Origin of the sequence: Companilactobacillus keshanensis, assembly GCF_003946205.1 — a bacterium.
Lineage (GTDB): Bacteria > Bacillota > Bacilli > Lactobacillales > Lactobacillaceae > Companilactobacillus > Companilactobacillus keshanensis.
On record NZ_RHOS01000022.1, the window covers coordinates 1 to 18,637 of the forward strand.

Sequence of the window (18,637 nt, forward strand, 5' to 3'; positions counted from 1 at the left end):
GTATAGAAATTTGTCCATCAAAGTATTCATTTACTAGTTTGACTTTGAATTCTGAAGAGTATTTGGTCATAAAAAAAAGTGCCCCCAAAGTTGTTAGATTATGTCTAACAATTTTAGGGCACTTCAAATTAGAGGCTTTTTAATTCATTTAACAATTTATACTACTCTACGGTAACACTCTTAGCAAGATTTCTTGGTTGGTCAACATTGTTACCACGGGCCAAACTTGCATAATACGCGATAAGTTGTGCAGGTACAACACTGACGATTGGTGAGATCATTTCGTCAATTTCTGGAACTATGACTTGATCACCTTTTTCAGCAAATTTCTTACTTGCAATAACTAATACATGAGCACCACGAGCGGCAACTTCTTGAATATTACCACGTGTATGAGAAGCACCAATTCCATCATTGATATAAGCGAATACCGGAGTATCCTTTTCGATCAATGAGATAGTACCGTGTTTCAATTCACCAGCAGCAAATCCTTCTGAATGAATGTATGAAATTTCCTTCAATTTCAAAGCAGCTTCAAGTGAAAGTGCATAATCAATACCACGTCCAATATAGAAAGCATCCTTCTTGTCCGTCAAATAATCAGCGGCAATTTCTTTAAATTTATCTTTTTCATCAACAATTGTTTGAATAGCGTTAGCAGCAAGTGCTAGTTGTTCTTGAAGATCGAGATCTTGAGCAGCTTTAACACCCTTAAATTCACCAATAGCTTTAGCGAGCACTGCTTCAACTGCAATATTAGCTGTATAGGCCTTTGTTGAAGCAACGGCAATTTCTGGTCCTGCAAGGAGTTCCATTGTATATGTTGCTTCACGTGAAAGCGTTGAGTTGGCAACATTTGTCATTGTTAAACTGTGGAACCCAAGTTCATTAACTTTTACAAGAACTTGTCTACTATCAGCAGTTTCACCACTTTGTGATAGGAAGATGAAGAATGGTTTCTTAGAAAGTTTTGGCATATGGTAACCAAATTCACTAGCTAATTCAACATCAACCGGGACATCAGCCAAGTTTTCAAAGATATCCTTACCAACTAAAGCAGCGTGATAACTTGTGCCGGCAGCAACTATGTATAGACGATCAGCACCAGCAACATCTTCAAGCATCTTTTGATCAACATTTATCTTCTTACCATCAAAATAGTTTGATGAGATTTTTCTCATAACAGCTGGTTGTTCATCGATTTCTTTCAACATGAAAGTATCATATGTGCCTTTTGAAATATCACTAGCATCAAGTTTAACTGTATATGGATCTCTTTGAACAGATTTGCCATCAAGAGTACTGATCTCAACGCTGTTTTTTTGTAAGATAACGACTTCACCATCGTGGATTTCAACAAATTTATGTGTACTTTCCAACATAGCCATAGCATCTGAACAGATGACATTAAAACCGTCGCCTAGGCCAATAAGTAAAGGACTCTTGTTCTTAGCTACAAAGATACGATCAGGATTTTCTTTATCAACCAAAGCAAAGGCATATGAACCTTCAATCAATGATAGGGCTTTTCTGAAAGCAGCTTCAGTATCCATACTTTCTTTAATTGCAAAGTAGTCGATCAATTGAACAGCCACTTCAGTATCAGTTTGACTCTTAAATGTTACATCACTTAAATATTTTTCTTTAAGTTCAGTATAGTTTGTTAGCACACCATTATGTACTAAGTAAAAACGATTGTCTGATGAGAAATGGGGATGAGCATTAGCTACTGTTGGTTCACCATGAGTTGCCCAACGAGTATGTCCAATTCCAATAAGTCCTTGTACATCATCTGAAACTTCGCTTTCAAGGTCGCTGATCTTGCCAACTTCTTTTACAAGATAGTCTTTGCCGTTTTCATTATTTACGTAGATACCGGCTGAATCATATCCACGATATTCAAGTTTTTCAAGTCCACTTAATAAAATTTTAGTTGTGTTTTCATTACCTACAACTCCAACAATTCCACACATTGTATAAAACCTCTCTAAATCGGTATAGTTTTTATTTTTAAAATTGGTCTAGCCATTTGATTTTGGTGACCTTTTAGATAACAAAGCCTAGAATACTAATTTAGATAGATTATGTCAACTATTTTTCGATAATTTATAAGGTTTTTTAACAAATGGTATATGTATGAGGTATTAAAATTGGTATTGGTATAAACCGATTACATTTTGTTAATGTGATTTTATTTACTTGTTGATTTTCGATTGTAATTGTGTGGTCCGCTTTCAGAGATTATTTTGAGTATCTTGTCGCATTCAAACTAGGAGAAACCGGACCACTGTAAGGAACATTTTCAGATGAGGTCTGAGAATTAAATTCTGGAATTTACGGTTGAAGATAACAAAAAAAGCACTCATATAAAAAATGAGTGCTCTAAATTGAATACATTATTTCTAGCTCAATTCGTTCTTTACAACATCAACGATTTGATCACAATAATTATTAACTTTCTCTTCAGTTGAAGCTTCACACATAACTCTTAGCAGTGCTTGTGTTCCACTAGGGCGAACTAATACTCTTCCGTCTCCATCCATTTCATCTTCGACAGTCCTAATAACATCCAAGATTGGTTGATGAGTCTTCCAAGCGTTCTTGTCTTTAACAGGTACGTTAACCAACTTCTGTGGATAAACTTTAACTGGGGCAGCCAATTCTGACAAACTCTTGCCAGTTTCTTTCATAACATGCAACAAGTGAATTCCTGTTAGCATTCCGTCACCAGTATTCATATATTCATACAGTACAACATGTCCTGATTGTTCCCCACCAATGTTATATCCATTCTCACGAATCTCCTCGACCACGTGACGGTCTCCAACGGCTGTTTGGACATACTTCATCTCATTAGCTTCAATCGCCTTGTAGAGGCCTAAATTGCTCATCACAGTCGTTACGATAGTATCTTTCTTTAAACGACCACCATCATGCAAATACTTACCCAAAATAAACATGATTCTGTCACCATCAACAATATTTCCCTCTTCATCAACAGCAATGCAACGGTCTCCATCACCATCAAAAGCTAAACCGGCAACTGCATCTGATTCTTTAACCTCTTTAGCCAAAGCCTCAGGATGTGTTGAACCAACACCTTTATTGATATTGATACCATCTGGATGAGAAGCCATAATGTCAAAATCAACATCTAAATCAGCAAATAATGTACTTGCTAAGCGACTTGTTGATCCATTGGCTGTATCCAAAACAATCTTCATGTCACTTAGATCATCTGACAATGTTTGCTTCAAGAATTGAAGATATTTTTGAGCACCTTCTGGATAATCGGAAACGCTACCTAATCCCTCAGCTGATGGTCTTGGTAAAGTATCTTCCTTAGCGTCTAATAATTCTTCGATTTCATCTTCAACGTCATCAGCTAATTTATAACCATCGGAACCAAAGAACTTGATCCCATTATCTTCAGCTGGATTATGTGAAGCAGAAATCATAATACCTGCGTCGGCTGAAATACCTCTTACAAGATAAGCTACGGCTGGAGTTGTAATCACGTCCAAATTCAAGACTTCGATACCTACAGAAAGCAATCCCGAAATTAAACTTTCTTGTAACATTTGTCCTGAAATACGTGTATCTCTTGCTACTAAAACACGTGGATGTCCATCTTCATTCTCAGAATGTTGTGTTAGAACATATCCTCCACATCTTCCCAATTTAAAAGCTAGTTCTGGACTTAGCTCTTTATTAGCAATTCCTCTAACTCCATCTGTACCAAAATATTTTGTCATTATTGTTACCCCCAACGTTTAATTTCCATCGTTGTTATCATTATTATTTGTTGTTGAACTATTAGAATCATCAGTGCTTGACGTATCTGTATTCGTGCTTGTACTTGTACTGTTGTTAGAATTCGTTGAAGAACTCTTAACGGTTATTTGAACATTGATATTATCTGGATCAGTTGAAACGACCTTACTCCCTAATGCATCGGCCAAATTAATTGTCTTTTTAGTATCACTATTAACATCAGATATATCTATTGGAACATCGATTGAATCACTAATAGCATCTAATTGATCTTGAGAACCATAAATCTTAATTGATTTAGTATCCGAATTAAATGTATAGCTATTATTAGAATTACTTCCCTTTTGTTTCAAATTTATTGAAACTGTTTTACTAGGAATACTAATTGGAATTTTAACATGAACCGTCTGCGGATCCAAAGTCACACTTAAAGTTTTACCATTTTTATCTAACGCTTGCACTAAAACTTCTTGATCAAAGGTAGATTTTATTCCTTTTGGAAGAACAGCTTCTACTACAACTCGATCAATTTTTTTAACTTCGGCAGCGGCTCCTGTTGCAGTAACGGTTGTTGGTGAAATTGAGGCTGCACCTGCTTGATAGCCTTCAGCAAGTGAGTTTTTATTATATTCTGCATCAACGGTAAATGACTTAGTCTTACGCTTTTGAATATTGACTGTGACATATTTAGGTTTTACCGAATAAGTCAATTCATTATTCAAACCACTGACCTTCACCTGTACCCGATGTTGTCCAGTTGTATATTCTTTTAGATTTAAATATACATTAAAATTCTGAGTGTTCTTAGTAGCTGTTATCAAAGCTGATGGTCCCTCGATCGTTATCTTTACACTTTCAGGATAACCAGTAATGTAATAATCGTTGGTATTAGCCTGAATCTGTAAAGGAACAGTCATCGTAGCTTTCGTATTAGCCGTAGATGTGCTGGATTGATTAGAATCTCTTGTCGATCCAACTCCGGGACTGCTAACGGCAACGAATAACCAAATAGCACAGCAAAGTGAAATGAAAGCATAAAAGTAATTACTATTTATTATCTTTTTCATTTTGCTTGCCCCTTCCTCGATGGATTGAGAAAACATCAAATAATGAACGACTACTTTCATTACTTGAATCCGCTAATTGTGCATGGAGATATTTAAGGTATTCTTCACGGGTTAAATCTAGCATCATATGCCCATTTCTCGTGATCATAACTCCACCAGTTTCCTCAGATACAACAATCGTTATAGCGTCAGTAACCTCACTGATACCAACGGCTGCACGATGTCTAGTTCCCAATTCTTTAGGAATCGTATTGCTTTCTGAAAGTGGCAAATAAGCTGCCGCAACAGAGATTCGATTCTTCCTGACGATCACCGCCCCATCGTGGAGTGGTGTATTCGGAATGAAAATATTGATCAATAATGCCCCGGTAACTTCAGCATCCAAATCTATACCGGTTTCAACATACTCTTCTAAGCCAGTATTCATTTCCAAAGTAATTAAAGCACCAATTCTTCTCTTACTCATATATTGAATCGCCTGGTCGAGACTTTCGATCAGATGATTTTTAGTTTTACCTTCTTCATTACTGGTTGAGCTAAATAGTGGCAATCGCCCTAAGTGCTCCAGTCCACGTCTGATTTCAGGTTGGAAGATTATTACAATAACAATGATCCCCCAATTTATCAGTTGGTCCATTAAAAAAGATACCGTGTGCAAATTTAGCACCCAGCTGATAAGTTTTATCAGGAAGATCACAACGATACCCTTTAGTAGTTGAACCGCTTTGGTACCTCGGATCATAGAGAGCACTTTATATAAAACATACCAGACTACCAAAATATCAACTAGATTGGCCAAGTTCTGCCATGTAAAAATATTGCTTGGTATAAAATTCATTATTTTTACCCCTTATTAGCTGAACTAATTATAGCAAACAATAAAAATTATAAAAATTGTAATTTCTATTGAGTATCAACATTAATTACTTCTTCACTGTAATTAATATTTTGACGTAACTCTTTAGCGGTAGCTTTGCTGATCCTACCACGTTCGAGCAGGTCTTGAACAAAGGCCCTTTGGTAGCTTAAAGCCTTTATTTCAAGACTGGCTCTTTCACTATTAAATTCAGGAGTACGGTGCTTGTTCTTGCCCTGCAATAGATCTAATCGTTCTTCATAATGACGCTGAAAAACGTAAATCAAATTATCCGCAATATCATCATGATCTGACAGATCCAATTCATATAATTTGTCGAGTGCATTTTGTGCACCAGCAATTGATATTTTTAAACCATCTCGATTAAATTGAATAACTTCCTCATGCTTTTTAAATGGCAAGTGAATTATTCGCCTTAATCCTAAGATGGTTCTTCTAAAGTAAGCAATAAAAAATTCAATCGTAGGATTATAACGATGCTTAACGATTTCTTTTTTATACTTAGTAATTTTTTTAACTGCTATATCATAAGCATCTTGAGAGATCTCGTTTTGCGTATATAACTCTTCAATCGCCTCCAATTCACAGTTAAAACAGATATCCCAAAGTTCTGCATCCTTTTTACCCTTAACACGTTTCTTACTGATTTGAGCTGGGTTATTAGATTGAACATTCAAATTATGGATATTGTATAAATATTCCGCAATGATCGTAGAATAAATTACGTCATTATCCTTAATATTTTCATCTTTTAATTTTTTTATAGTTTTTTCTAGAATAATTTTATTAGCCTGGTACTGATCCAATTGGATCTTTACAGGTTCATTTATCTCATCATCTTCGTCGTCGTCATCCTCATCATCATCGTTCAGACTGTTACCACGATATGTAACTGGTTCCGAATTTTTCGTTAAAAATGGGATCAGAAAAGTGGCTCCCAACAAGCTAAAGATAATTACTGTGCTGGCGATAAATAACAGTAAGGTACGTGAAGGAAATGCTGCTCCACCTTTAATTGTCATTGGAATAGACAAAACGGCAACCATAGTAACCGCACCACGTACACCAGAAATTCCTGACATTAAGCAATAATCAAAACGTTCTTTTGAAAAGATAACTGTTTTCCCGTCACTCGGAGCCAAAGTAGTATACAGGTAACTCCAAATGAATCTGATCACGACCAGCATGATCCAAATAATAAATGACAATCCAATCGCCATAAAGGTACTGATATTATCATTATGAACCAACTCTTCCATTGCAAATGGGATCTCGATACCTAACAACACAAAAACGATACCATTTAAGATATAGATAACCATATCCCAGGTCCTTGAGGTAACTAATCGAATCTCTGGTGAAAAATCATTAACTCTTCTATTAGAAGAAATATTCATAATACCAGCCACAACGACTGCTACAACACCGGATACATGTAAAATATCTTCAGCAATGTAATATATAACAAATGGGATCGTGATTTGAATAATCGTGTGCAAAATCGAATCATCGACACCTTGATTGATCAAATACAGTCGTAGGCCATTGAATATCCAAATCGCTATAGCGCCAAAGAAGGCACCAACAAAAGCGATATACAAGAAATCAATTGTTGCACTCTTTAGAGAAAAAACCCCTGTAACTGTTGCGGCAACACCGTATTTAAAACAGATCAAACCAGAAGCATCATTTATTAGACTCTCACCACTAAGTAAATGCATCAACTTATCGGGAATTCTAGCTTTTTTCGCGATAGACTGCACCGCGATCGGGTCAGTTGGCGATAGAACAGCAACCAATGTAAATGCTGTTGCCCATGGTAAAGAAGGAATGAGCATCTTTACGATCACTCCACCAACCACAGTAGAGATAATTACCAGAAAAATAGCATTTCCAATGATCGGACCCTTTAATTTCCAAAGTTCTCGTTTTGGGAAACGATTCCCATCATTAAATAGAATTGGTGCAATAAAAGCCAACATAAACCACTCAGTATCAACGGAAATTTTGACATGCATAAACAATGCCGCAATTACCCCTGCTGAAATTTGAATCAAACTTGGTGGAACCGATACAAAGTAATGACTAATAATATTAGCCACAATTAGTAATGAAACAATCAAAATAACTGATTCGAGTACCGCCACAGACATCGCCTACCTTTTTTATAATTTAGCATCTTCTCCGATAATTCTAACTTCTGTTTGAAGTTCAATATCGAATTTTTCTTTAATAGTTCTTTGAATCAAATGAATTAAATTCATGTAATCAGTAGCTGTAGCATGATTGATATTAACGATAAATCCGGCATGCTTCATTGAAACTTGTGCCCCACCGATAATTTTCCCCTGTAATCCAGCCTTAATGATCAACGGACCAGTAAAATGTCCTACGGGGCGCTTGAAGACACTACCGCAAGATGGATATTCCAAAGGCTGTTTTGAACGACGTAACTCATTTAGTCGATCCATTTCCTCTTGAATCTTATTTTTATCACCAGAATTTAATCGGAAAGTTCCACTAATAACAATGCCACCATTCTCCTGTATAATACTGTGACGATAGTTGAAAGCCATATCTTCATGGTTAAAGTTTTTAATTTGTCCATCTGGCAAAAGAACTTCAGCTGAAGAAAAAACATCCTTAATTTCTCCGCCATAAGCGCCAGCATTCATAAAAACGGCTCCACCGACACTACCAGGGATGCCTGCGGCAAATTCTAGACCTGTTAGTCCAGACTTTTGGGCAGCAATTGTCGTGTTGATAATTGTAGCACCCGCTTCAGCGGTAACTTCATTATCATGAATAGAAATTTTATGAAAATTAGGTAAGATAATCACGATACCGCGAATTCCACCATCCTTAATGATCAAATTACTTGCATTACCGATAATAGTTATCTTAATACCATTCTCACGTGCAGTATTAACAATTCCGACAAGTTCATTACGATTTTTTGGAAAGGCCAAGACATCAGCATTTCCACCGGTTTTAGTAAAAGTATACTTGCTTAATGGTTCATCTTTTTTAAATTCAATATTAGGTAATTTTTCAACTGGAAAATTCAATATTCATCATCCTTTTAATGTTACGTAAACTACTCTTAATATTATCACATACTACAATTCTTAACGAACTAACTAGCACTATGACAATGTTATAATTACTTCGAGGTGATACTGTGAAACTTATATCGTGGAATGTAAATGGCCTACGAGCCGTCGTTAAAAAAGATTTTTTAGAAATTTTTAAAAATTTAGATGCTGATATATTCAGTATTCAAGAAACTAAATTACATCAAGATCAGATTGATTTAGAATTACCCGGATATCATCAATACTTTTATGATGCCGTCAGAAAGGGTTATTCCGGGACGGCCGTGTTCACTAAAGAAGAACCAATCAAGGTCACTCGTGGACTCGGTATTGAAGAATTAGACACTGAGGGTCGTACTTTGACATTGGAATTTCCTAAATTCTATTTAATCGATAGTTATTCACCTAACTCACAACAAGATTTAAAACGACTCGACTTTAAATTAGATTACAATGATGCTTTGCATGTCTACATGAAAAAATTATCAACAAATAAACCTGTTATTCTCTGTGGTGATTTAAATGTGGCTCACAAAGAAATCGATTTGAAAAACGATAAGTCTAACCACCATAATCCAGGATTTTCAGATGAAGAACGCCAAAAGTTCACTGATTTGCTTGACGACGGGTTTATCGATAGTTTCCGTTATCTACATCCCGACGAGGTTAAATATTCTTGGTGGAGCTATCGTTTCAATGCTCGTAAGAACAATGCAGGTTGGCGTATTGACTACTTTGTCGTTTCTAATAATGGCAAGGATTTGATCAATAAAGCCGAAATTTTAAATGATATCTACGGATCAGACCATTGTCCGATCGAATTAGATTTAAATTTGGAGGATTAGCATGAATTTTGTCGCAATGGATTTTGAAACTGCTAATGGACACCGCACCAGTGCCTGTTCATTAGCATTGGTTTTAGTCCGCAACAGTCAAATCGTGGATAGTTTTTATACACTAATAAATCCACAGGAAAATTTCAGCCCTAGAAATATTCAGATCCATCACATCAGACCGCAAGATGTACAAGATGCACCTACTTTTGATAAAGTTTGGCCTCATATCCAGCCACTATTTGATACGTCCCATTTAGTCGCCGCCCACAACGCTAGTTTTGATAATAGTGTATTAAAAAATACCTTGACGAATTATGGAATCTTTCCACCAAAGTATTTAACGATCGACACTGTTAAAACCAGCCGTAAATTTTATCCTGACATGCCTAATCATAAATTAGACACAGTCTCAAGAAATCTACGGATCGACCTAGAACATCATCATAATGCTTTAGATGATAGTATTGCTTGTGCCAAGATCCTTTTAAAGACTGAACAGGAATTTGGTACAGAACAAATAAAAAGAATGGCTAAGTTAACCTAAGCCATTCTCTTCATAATTAAAGTTTTATCTTTTTCTAACTCTGTCGTGAATCCAAACTTTTCATAAAGGTGGATCGCAACGGGGTTATTTTTGTATACTTCTAAACTAATTTTTTCAATGGGAGAATGTCTCGCCCAGTCAATTGCTTCTTCAGTCAAATATGATGCGATATTATTGTTCCAAAAATCCTTTTCAACCACAACACCGTATTCTGATTCAACTTCCGAAACTTTTTCTAATCGACAGAATCCCACAATTGAGCCATCGAAAACTGCCACAAAGATTTCATCGAAATCCGATTCTGAAATAACACTCAGTGAATCTGCTTCATCAGAAACACTGACATTTTCTATATCTTCATATTCAATAAAGTCACTTTGTTTACCAGCACGTTTCAAAAATTCAAGTAGAAGTTTTGCATCACTGGGAACGGTTTCTCTGATTATTAGTTGATCACTCATACCAAATCTCCAAAATCACGATTCTCATATTTTTGTCCATGAAGCTTTATTTCGATCTGACGGTCTTCATCAGATAGTCTAGTAATATTGATCGACATATGTTCTTCAGGTACTTCATCTTTGATAAATTGTGGCCACTCCACAATTGTAATCCCATCACCATTGAAATATTCATCAAAACCTAGATCTTCATCTGGACTGCTTTCCAGTCGATAAGCATCCATGTGATATAGCGGAATTTTGCCATCCTGATATTCTCGAATCAAAGTAAAAGTCGGACTTTTAACATTTTTCTTAATATCTAATCCTCTTGCTAATCCACGTGTCAAAGTTGTTTTACCTACACCTAGGTCTCCGTTCATTAAAATGACATCGCCAATTTTTAAATATTTACTCAACTTTTGTCCTAAAGCTTCTGTTTCTTCATAAGAATGTGTTTCTAATTGATATTTGATCATGTTCTACCTCAATATTTTTTTATAAGGCAAGTGCTGCTGTTAAAATAGCTGTCTTATAAACGTCTTCTTCATTACATCCACGAGAAAGATCAGAAATTGGTTTGTTCAAGCCTTGCAAGATAGGTCCAATAGCTTCAAAGCCACCGAATCTTTGAGCAATCTTATAGCCAATATTACCTGATTGTAGTTCTGGGAAAATAAAGACATTTGCGTGACCAGCAACTTTTGAGTCAGGAGCTTTTTGTGCACCAACACTTGGTACAAATGAAGCATCAAATTGTAATTCACCATCTAACTCGATTTCAGGAGCTAATTTATTAGCAATTTCTGTAGCTTCAGCAACCTTAGTAACTTCATCACTCTTAGCACTACCCTTAGTTGAAAAGCTAAGCATAGCAACTTTAGGATCAATGTCAAATAATTTAGCTGTCTTGGCTGTTTGAACGGCAATTTCAGCTAATTCTTGTGCATTAGGATTTATATTGATGGCACAGTCACCAAACATATATCTTTCGTCACCCTTTTGCATAATGAATGAACCACTGATACGTGATGATCCAGGAGCTGTTTTAACAATTTGCAATGCAGGACGTACTGTATCACCAGTTGAATGAACAGAACCTGAAACCATACCATCAGCTTTGCCCATATAAACTAGCATTGTTCCAAAATAGTTATTATCCTTAAGCATTTTTTCAGCTTGTTCTTTAGTATTTTTACCTTTACGACGTTCAACAAATGATTCGACCATAGCATCAAAATCGTCATATGTTTCTGGGTCGATAATAGTAATATCTTTAAGATCAGCAGAATATTCACTTGCTACTTTAGCAATATCGTCCTTATTACCAATAAGAATTGGTTTTAAAACGCTTTCATTGTGGAGACGCAAAGCGGCACGTAAAATTCTAGGTTCATTTCCCTCAGGGAAGACAATTGTAAAGTTTTTCCCATCAATTTTGTTCTTAAGACTATCAAATAAATCCATTATTTCTCCTCCATTTCATCGACAACCTCTGGTAATTGCCAATTGATTACCCTTACATTATAGTGTAAAAGCGCTTCATTTGCTTTAGAAAATGGACGAGAACCCAAAAAACCGTAATTTGCGGAGAATGGACTGGGATGTGTTGAGGAAATAATTGTGTTCTTTTCTTGGTCGATCAAAGGAATTTTACTCTTTGCAGAATTACCCCAAAGTAAGAAAACGACCCCACCACGTTCAGACAACGCATGGATCGCAAAGTCAGTTAATTTTTCCCAACCTTTATTCTTGTGAGAATTAGCCTGACCACGCCTGACAGTCAAAACAGAGTTCAACAACAAAACCCCTTGCTCTGCCCAAGATTTTAAATATCCATGATTAACCGGCTTAAATCCTAAATCACTATCAAGCTCTTTGTAAATATTACGTAAAGATGGTGGAATAGTAACTCCAGGTGCCACCGCAAAACTGCATCCAATGGCTTGATTAGGTTCATGATATGGATCTTGTCCTAAGATGACTACCTTAGTATCGGAAAATGAAGTCCATTTAAACGCCTGATAAATATTATTCATATTGGGATAAATCGTTTGTGTGTTATACTCGTTTTTCAAAAAGTCATGTAGTTCATGATAATATGGTTTTTCAAATTCGCCTTCTAAAACGTCTTGCCAATCATTATTAATAAAATTTCTCAACTCTGCACCTGCTATCTAAATAATATATTTTTATAAAATATGGTAATATGCTCATAGCACAACAATTTGGGGGGAATCATATGATTAAACTAATTGCATCGGATATGGACGGAACCTTGTTAAACGACAAGATGGAAGTTTCCAATCGTAATCTTCAAGCCATAAAAGATGCACAAGAAAGTGGCATTGAATTTCTCATTGCTACCGGTAGAGGAATTGGTGAAGCTAAGCCCTTTCTAAGAGGAAAGGTTACTCCAGGTTACATCACATTAAATGGTGCTGAAGTATTCGATAACAAAGAAAATTTAGTTTCAAGTAATCCAATCTCCATTGACTCTAAAATCAAGATTGTAAATATTCTACGTACTCACAACATCTACTTCGAATTGATCACCAACAAAGGTATCTTTTCCGAAAATCTCGACCTCCGTATATCTAGTTTAGCTGACTTACTGTTAAAATTAAATCCCGGAACTACTAGAGAGGATGCCTTAAAACAAACTAAAGAAAAAATCAAAGGCGTACCAATGACTTATGTTGACAGTTTTGAGGAAATTTTAGCTGATTCAAGTTACGATATCATGAAGATGATTGCCTACGATCCTGGTGAAGCAAAAGTTCTTGGACCTGTAATGGATAAAATCAATAACCTTTCTGATGTAGTCGTCACCTCATCAGCCCCTAATGATATCGAAATTAATAGCGTCGATGCTCAGAAGGGAATGGCCCTTTTGGAATATGCTGAAAAAAGAGGCATTAAACAGACTGAGACCATGGCTATCGGAGATAACTTAAATGATGCGTCGATGATAAAATCCGCTGGAATCGGAGTAGCTATGAAAAATGCCATACCAACTATCACTGATATGGCTGATGAATATACCGATACAAACGTCAATGATGGAGTAGCACAAGCAATTGAAAAAGTGATTGCTGATAATAAAAAAAATATAGGACAAATCTAATGAATTTATTTATTCGCAAAGCAGATTTAATTGACGGCAACGTCTTAGTAATTGCAAATCAGAATAAAGAGACTATCTTTATTGCTTCGCGCGATAAAGACAATCCCCTATTGATCCAGCTATTCAATCGCTTGAATACCAAAATAGGTGAAATAAAATTAAAAAACAACTTCTTAAAAATCTATGGAATCGAAATTAATGGCGAAGAAGTTGCTACTATTAATGCGGTCCCAGTAATTGACATGAAATACGTTCATATTGGTAAAATCAATTGGAATATCACCGGTAATATAATCATGTCAAACTACCACATAACCAAAGGCAACAAAGAAATAATGCAAGTTCAACCGACAATATTAAGTCTAGGACATCCCGGACTTGAATTAGATATTAACGAGATCGATCACGCACCAGTCTGTACATTAATTGCAATATTCTTGGACAAGTATGTTAGAATTCCCAATTTCAAACCTGACAAAACACTAAATTTAGGATTTAAGTCAAAAGTGAACTTCAATAATTTTAAAAAATTGGAGAGCAGATGTAAAAGTACTAAATTTTAATGAGGTTTGAATGTATACAAAATCAAATAATTGATACAAGAAAAAGAGTTATATCACACTTCAGCAGTGTAATATAACTCTTTTTGAATATTTTTATTTTACTAATTATATAATGCCACAGATTTAATCAAACCCTGTTGCGGCATTCGAAAATACTATTCAGATGTTAAATCAAACTGCATATGATCATACAAATGACTACCGATATACAATTGTCCAACCGTTTTAAATCCAACTTTTTTATATACATGTTGTGCCGGTGCATTATCAACATCAACATTCAAACTAAGGATTTTTTCTCCACGTTTACGAATAACCTCAATAAACTCAAGCAAAGTCTTTGTACCGACACCTTGATTTTGGAATTCTGGTGCAACAGCAAACGAATCCAAATACCACTCGCCTGGCCAAGCTTCTTTATCTGTAAAGAATGATGCTTCTTTGATTCCATGTTTTTGCATGATTTTATGTAATGGCACATCAATCGTATCTTCTAATTTCTCAGGATATCCGATTGCAATAGCTGCAACCTTTCCATCAATTTCATTTACCAAAATATGATTTAAACCATAACGGTAATTTTCTAAGAAAAATCCTTCGCGGATGATACTCTTCATAGTTTCATCACCGTACTCTTTAAAAATATCCATTTCCATTTCGTCAAAAATTTGGAAAAGAGTTGGTAATATCTGATCTACATCCTCTTCTTTTGCATATCTAAACATTATTTCACCTCGTAAGTATCATACAGTATCTAGCACTTTCCCGCAAAAAAAGCACTGACTTGTTACATTCTGGGATTAAGTCAGCGCCCGAAAAATCGTTCATAGGTTTTATTATGAGCTGTGCTCAAACAATATAATACCGGTTTTTACATGTAAATAGTATCTACACTTTCAGAAAACTGTCGAATACATTGCCGATTCGTCAAAACATCGAACTATTTTCTAGTCCTGACAAATTCAACATAATCCAGCAACTGCTTTAGTATTATGCGATTATGTTCATCCAATTCAGTATCAAACCAGTTAATTAAAATAAATAAAAACCCTCCAACTAAATATGTCCCTTGTTCTTCACTACAAAGGTCAAATTGTTGAAAGGATTCACTTAGAAGTTTCAAAAAATGATTTCGTCGAACCTGTGCCTTAGTCAAATTATAAAGATTCAAGCAGAGAATCTCCTTATTTGAAATGAAGTATACCAATTCAGAAATTTGCTCATTTATATTGGTCAATACTATCCTTCTAGTAAGTAAATTTTCAAGATATGCATCATAAACTTCATTCAAATCACCAAAATAATAATAGATAGTACTACGTTTCACTCCAGAACTGCGAATAAGATCAGCCATAGTAAATTTGTCTAGCCTCTTTTTCGACAACTCTTTTTCTAAAACTTTGAGTAAATAACTGGCAGTCTGATTCAAAGGAATACCTCATGGCTTCTTTTAGTTATATCTTACCAAATGAATAACCATTTTCCTATATAAAGTAAATAAAAAAGCGTGACCCTCGAAAGATCAATATGCATTTTTAATTGCACGTTGAATTTCTCTTTCCTGATCACGTCTTTTAATTGTCTCACGCTTATCATATTGCTTTTTACCTTCGGCGATACCAATCAAAACTTTAGCGAATCCATGTTTCAAGTAAACTTTCAAAGGTACCACAGTGATACCTTTTTCTTGAATCGTAGAACCAATTTTTTTGATTTCCTTGCGATGCAAAAGCAATTTACGATTTCTCAAAGGGTCATGATTGAACTGATTCCCTTGATCATAAATACTGATATTAACATTCTCTAACCATAATTCACCGTTTCGAGCTTGAACGAATCCATCTCGAATATTGATTTTGCTGGCACGAACTGACTTGATCTCGGTCCCTGTCAAACTGATCCCAGCTTCATATGTATCTAGAATATTATAATCATGACGAGCCTTACGGTTGTTAGCTACTTCATTAGCAGCCTTTGTACGATGTTTTCTCATTATTTATCACCGACTTTCGTATTTACCGCGTCTTTTACCGTGTCCCTTATCATTATTACCATGATGATTATTTCTACGACCATGATTAGAGCTAGAACGACGTTTCTTAAATTCAGCCTCACGCTTGTCGACTTGTTCTTGTTCCTCTTTGTTCAAAACACGTTCAAAGTCAATTTGTCTATGTTCTACGTCAGCTCTGATAAGTTTTACCTTGATTGGTTGTCCAACCTTGAAAGTCTTACCAGTGCCACGACCATGCATCGACATACTCTTCTCATCATATTCATAGAAGTCATCCTTCATATTTGAAATATGAATCAAGCCTTCAACAGTATTGTCCAATTGAATAAACATACCAAAACTTGTGACTGACCCAACAACAGCGTCAAATTCTTGACCAACTTGATCAGCCATATATTCAGTTTTCTTCAAGTCATCAACAGCACGTTCAGCATCAATTGATTTTCTTTCACGTCCAGATGAATGTTCAGCAATTTCACTAAGTTTTCCAGCCCACTTAGCCTGCTCATCATCAGTAAAACCATTTTCAGCATAACTGTGAATCATTCTGTGAACAATTAGGTCAGGATAACGACGAATTGGAGATGTAAAGTGAGTATAGTATTTAGCGGCTAATCCAAAATGTCCTAGTGGATTATCAGAATATCTAGCCTGTTGCATACTTCTCAATAACATAATAGTTACGACTGCTTCTTCAGGTGTACCAATTACTTTGGCAAGGACACCTTGGAACATCTTAGGAGTAATTTCTTTCAAATTACCTTTGACATCAACACCCATTGCAGCAACGAATTCAAAGAATCTTTTAACTTTTTCATCATCAGGTTTTTCATGAACACGATACAAGAATGGTACATGCTTCAAACTGAAGTGCTCAGCAACTGTTTCATTGGCAGCCAACATGAATGATTCGATCATTCGTTCTGAAGTACCACGTTCTCTTAATTTGATATCAATTGGCTTACCATTTTCATCAACAATGATTTGTGCTTCTGTTTCTTCAAAATCAATTGCACCACGGAGATGACGTTTGTTAAAGAGAATCTTATGCAATTCAGCCATCACTGTGATTGTTGGTGCTAGATCCTCATATTCAGCCAATAGATCAGGATCTCCGTCCAGAATCTTATTAACATTATTATATGTCATACGATATTTTGATTGAATAACACTAGGGTAAATATCATGTTTAACAACATTACCTTCTGTATCAATTTCCATATCGCAGGTTAAAGCTAAACGATCTTCACCGGGATTCAGTGAACATATACCATTTGATAATCTAAATGGCAACATTGGAATAACTCGGTCAACTAAATAAGTACTTGTTCCACGTTCATATGCTTCTTCATCCAAAGCCGAACCTTCAGTAACATAGTTAGTTACATCGGCAATATGAACTTCCAAGTGATAATTACCATTAGCAAGTTTTTCAACTCCAACAGCATCGTCAAAATCCTTTGAATCATCCCCGTCAATTGTGATGACCATATTATCAGTTAAATCTTTTCTGCCAACACGATCACTTTCCAAAACATGATCAGGAATTGTTTCAGCTTGTTTTAGAACATCATTAGGAAATTCAGGGTTGATGTCGTTATCAATTACAATAGACATAATGTCAACACCAGGATCATTCTTATTACCTAAAACTTCCAAAGCAGTTCCTTCCATACTTTGTGGATGTTTATCATTAGGATATTCATCAATTGATACTTGAACCATATCCCCCATTTGAGGATGTAGACCCTTATTAGAAATAAATATCATATAAGAAGCAATCTTCTTTTCATGACTCTTAACGTATCCAAAATGACCAGATTTTTCAACCTGAGTATCACTATAGGGGTAGAATTCACCAACAATTTTTGTAAGTGAACGTTCTACAATTCTAATAACCTCTCCTTCAGGTCCTTTGTCGATCCAAGGGTTTGAAGGCTTAGTAATTTTTACCTCAACCGTATCGCCGTTAACGGCATGTAATGTATTATCACGAGTAACAAAAGCGTCTGGTTCAACTTCGTCGTAACGAACGAAACCAAATCCCTTGTCATTTCCCTTAAAAGTTCCTTCTAGAACTTTATCTTGTTGTGTCATCTTAAACTCGTCTTTATTGGTCAAAGTAATCTTACCTTCACCTTCAAGTACGGCCAATGACTTAACAACACGTTTAAAAGCTGAAGCGCCGTGAAGTCTCAGGGCATCTTCAATTTTTTCAGATGTATATCGTTTATCAGGATTACTTCTGAAAAATTCCAATATATCTGCAATTAATTTTTCTTCTTTATCAGGCATTTCTA

At 35.6% G+C, this 18,637-nt stretch carries 18 protein-coding genes; 4 read left to right on the top strand and 14 right to left on the bottom strand.

Annotated features, from left to right (window positions below):
* Positions 1 to 161: 161 nt before the first annotated feature.
* From glmS to murB, 6 genes are all read right to left on the bottom strand, one after another.
* Positions 162 to 1,973, bottom strand: coding sequence for a glutamine--fructose-6-phosphate transaminase (isomerizing) (glmS, locus tag EKM64_RS09925; protein WP_125678159.1), 1,812 nt, complete (start codon positions 1,971 to 1,973; stop codon positions 162 to 164).
* Positions 1,974 to 2,402: 429 nt separating this feature from the next.
* Complete coding sequence (gene glmM / locus EKM64_RS09930; protein ID WP_125678162.1) at positions 2,403 to 3,755, bottom strand: phosphoglucosamine mutase; 1,353 nt, start codon at positions 3,753 to 3,755, stop codon at positions 2,403 to 2,405.
* 18 nt (positions 3,756 to 3,773) lie between these two features.
* Positions 3,774 to 4,841: a CdaR family protein gene (locus EKM64_RS09935; protein WP_125678164.1), complete on the bottom strand. Its 1,068-nt coding sequence runs from the start codon at positions 4,839 to 4,841 to the stop codon at positions 3,774 to 3,776.
* Positions 4,822 to 5,679 (bottom strand): diadenylate cyclase CdaA, encoded by an 858-nt coding sequence (gene cdaA / locus EKM64_RS09940; protein ID WP_125678166.1) that lies wholly within the window; start codon positions 5,677 to 5,679, stop codon positions 4,822 to 4,824. The genes EKM64_RS09935 and cdaA overlap by 20 nt, the downstream gene beginning before the upstream one ends.
* A gap of 65 nt (positions 5,680 to 5,744) precedes the next feature.
* Positions 5,745 to 7,865, bottom strand: a complete 2,121-nt coding sequence (locus tag EKM64_RS09945; protein ID WP_125678168.1) for a cation:proton antiporter — start codon at positions 7,863 to 7,865, stop codon at positions 5,745 to 5,747.
* Between the two features lie 18 nt (positions 7,866 to 7,883).
* Complete coding sequence (murB, locus tag EKM64_RS09950; RefSeq protein ID WP_125678170.1) at positions 7,884 to 8,786, bottom strand: UDP-N-acetylmuramate dehydrogenase; 903 nt, start codon at positions 8,784 to 8,786, stop codon at positions 7,884 to 7,886.
* Between the two features lie 113 nt (positions 8,787 to 8,899).
* Between murB and EKM64_RS09955 the strand changes: the two genes are divergently transcribed.
* Positions 8,900 to 9,658 (top strand): exodeoxyribonuclease III, encoded by a 759-nt coding sequence (locus tag EKM64_RS09955; protein ID WP_125678172.1) that lies wholly within the window; start codon positions 8,900 to 8,902, stop codon positions 9,656 to 9,658.
* A 1-nt stretch (position 9,659) separates the two neighbouring features.
* Entirely contained in the window at positions 9,660 to 10,193 is a 534-nt protein-coding gene (locus EKM64_RS09960; RefSeq protein ID WP_125678174.1) for a 3'-5' exonuclease, read from the top strand.
* Here EKM64_RS09960 and EKM64_RS09965 read toward each other — a convergent pair.
* The 4 genes from EKM64_RS09965 to EKM64_RS09980 are packed head-to-tail and all read right to left on the bottom strand — an operon-like array spanning position 10,190 to position 12,795.
* Positions 10,190 to 10,654, bottom strand: coding sequence for a GNAT family N-acetyltransferase (locus EKM64_RS09965; RefSeq protein ID WP_125678176.1), 465 nt, complete (start codon positions 10,652 to 10,654; stop codon positions 10,190 to 10,192). The two genes, EKM64_RS09960 and EKM64_RS09965, sit on opposite strands and share 4 nt — an antisense overlap.
* The gene (tsaE, locus tag EKM64_RS09970; RefSeq protein WP_125678178.1) at positions 10,651 to 11,112 is read right to left on the bottom strand and encodes a tRNA (adenosine(37)-N6)-threonylcarbamoyltransferase complex ATPase subunit type 1 TsaE; all 462 of its coding nucleotides are present in this window, start codon (positions 11,110 to 11,112) and stop codon (positions 10,651 to 10,653) included. The genes EKM64_RS09965 and tsaE overlap by 4 nt, the downstream gene beginning before the upstream one ends.
* 19 nt (positions 11,113 to 11,131) lie before the next feature.
* On the bottom strand, positions 11,132 to 12,100 hold the full coding sequence (gene pta, locus EKM64_RS09975) for a phosphate acetyltransferase (protein ID WP_125678180.1): 969 nt from the start codon (positions 12,098 to 12,100) through the stop codon (positions 11,132 to 11,134).
* Complete coding sequence (locus EKM64_RS09980; RefSeq protein WP_125678182.1) at positions 12,100 to 12,795, bottom strand: uracil-DNA glycosylase; 696 nt, start codon at positions 12,793 to 12,795, stop codon at positions 12,100 to 12,102. Before EKM64_RS09980 ends, pta begins: the two co-directional genes overlap by 1 nt.
* Positions 12,796 to 12,875: 80 nt before the next feature.
* Between EKM64_RS09980 and EKM64_RS09985 the strand changes: the two genes are divergently transcribed.
* Complete coding sequence (locus EKM64_RS09985) at positions 12,876 to 13,760, top strand: Cof-type HAD-IIB family hydrolase (protein ID WP_125678184.1); 885 nt, start codon at positions 12,876 to 12,878, stop codon at positions 13,758 to 13,760.
* Positions 13,760 to 14,323: an LURP-one-related/scramblase family protein gene (locus EKM64_RS09990; RefSeq protein WP_125678186.1), complete on the top strand. Its 564-nt coding sequence runs from the start codon at positions 13,760 to 13,762 to the stop codon at positions 14,321 to 14,323. Before EKM64_RS09985 ends, EKM64_RS09990 begins: the two co-directional genes overlap by 1 nt.
* A gap of 155 nt (positions 14,324 to 14,478) precedes the next feature.
* Here the strand turns inward: EKM64_RS09990 and EKM64_RS09995 are convergent, their stop codons facing one another.
* The 4 genes from EKM64_RS09995 to rnr form a co-directional block, all read right to left on the bottom strand.
* A complete protein-coding gene (locus EKM64_RS09995; RefSeq protein ID WP_125678188.1) occupies positions 14,479 to 15,048 on the bottom strand; it encodes a GNAT family N-acetyltransferase in 570 nt (189 codons plus the stop codon).
* A 215-nt stretch (positions 15,049 to 15,263) separates the two neighbouring features.
* Positions 15,264 to 15,752: a TetR/AcrR family transcriptional regulator gene (locus tag EKM64_RS10000; protein WP_164505353.1), complete on the bottom strand. Its 489-nt coding sequence runs from the start codon at positions 15,750 to 15,752 to the stop codon at positions 15,264 to 15,266.
* Between the two features lie 93 nt (positions 15,753 to 15,845).
* Complete coding sequence (gene smpB / locus EKM64_RS10005; RefSeq protein ID WP_318530744.1) at positions 15,846 to 16,319, bottom strand: SsrA-binding protein SmpB; 474 nt, start codon at positions 16,317 to 16,319, stop codon at positions 15,846 to 15,848.
* Positions 16,320 to 16,322: 3 nt separating this feature from the next.
* Positions 16,323 to 18,632: a ribonuclease R gene (rnr, locus tag EKM64_RS10010; protein ID WP_125678194.1), complete on the bottom strand. Its 2,310-nt coding sequence runs from the start codon at positions 18,630 to 18,632 to the stop codon at positions 16,323 to 16,325.
* Positions 18,633 to 18,637 lie beyond the last annotated feature (5 nt).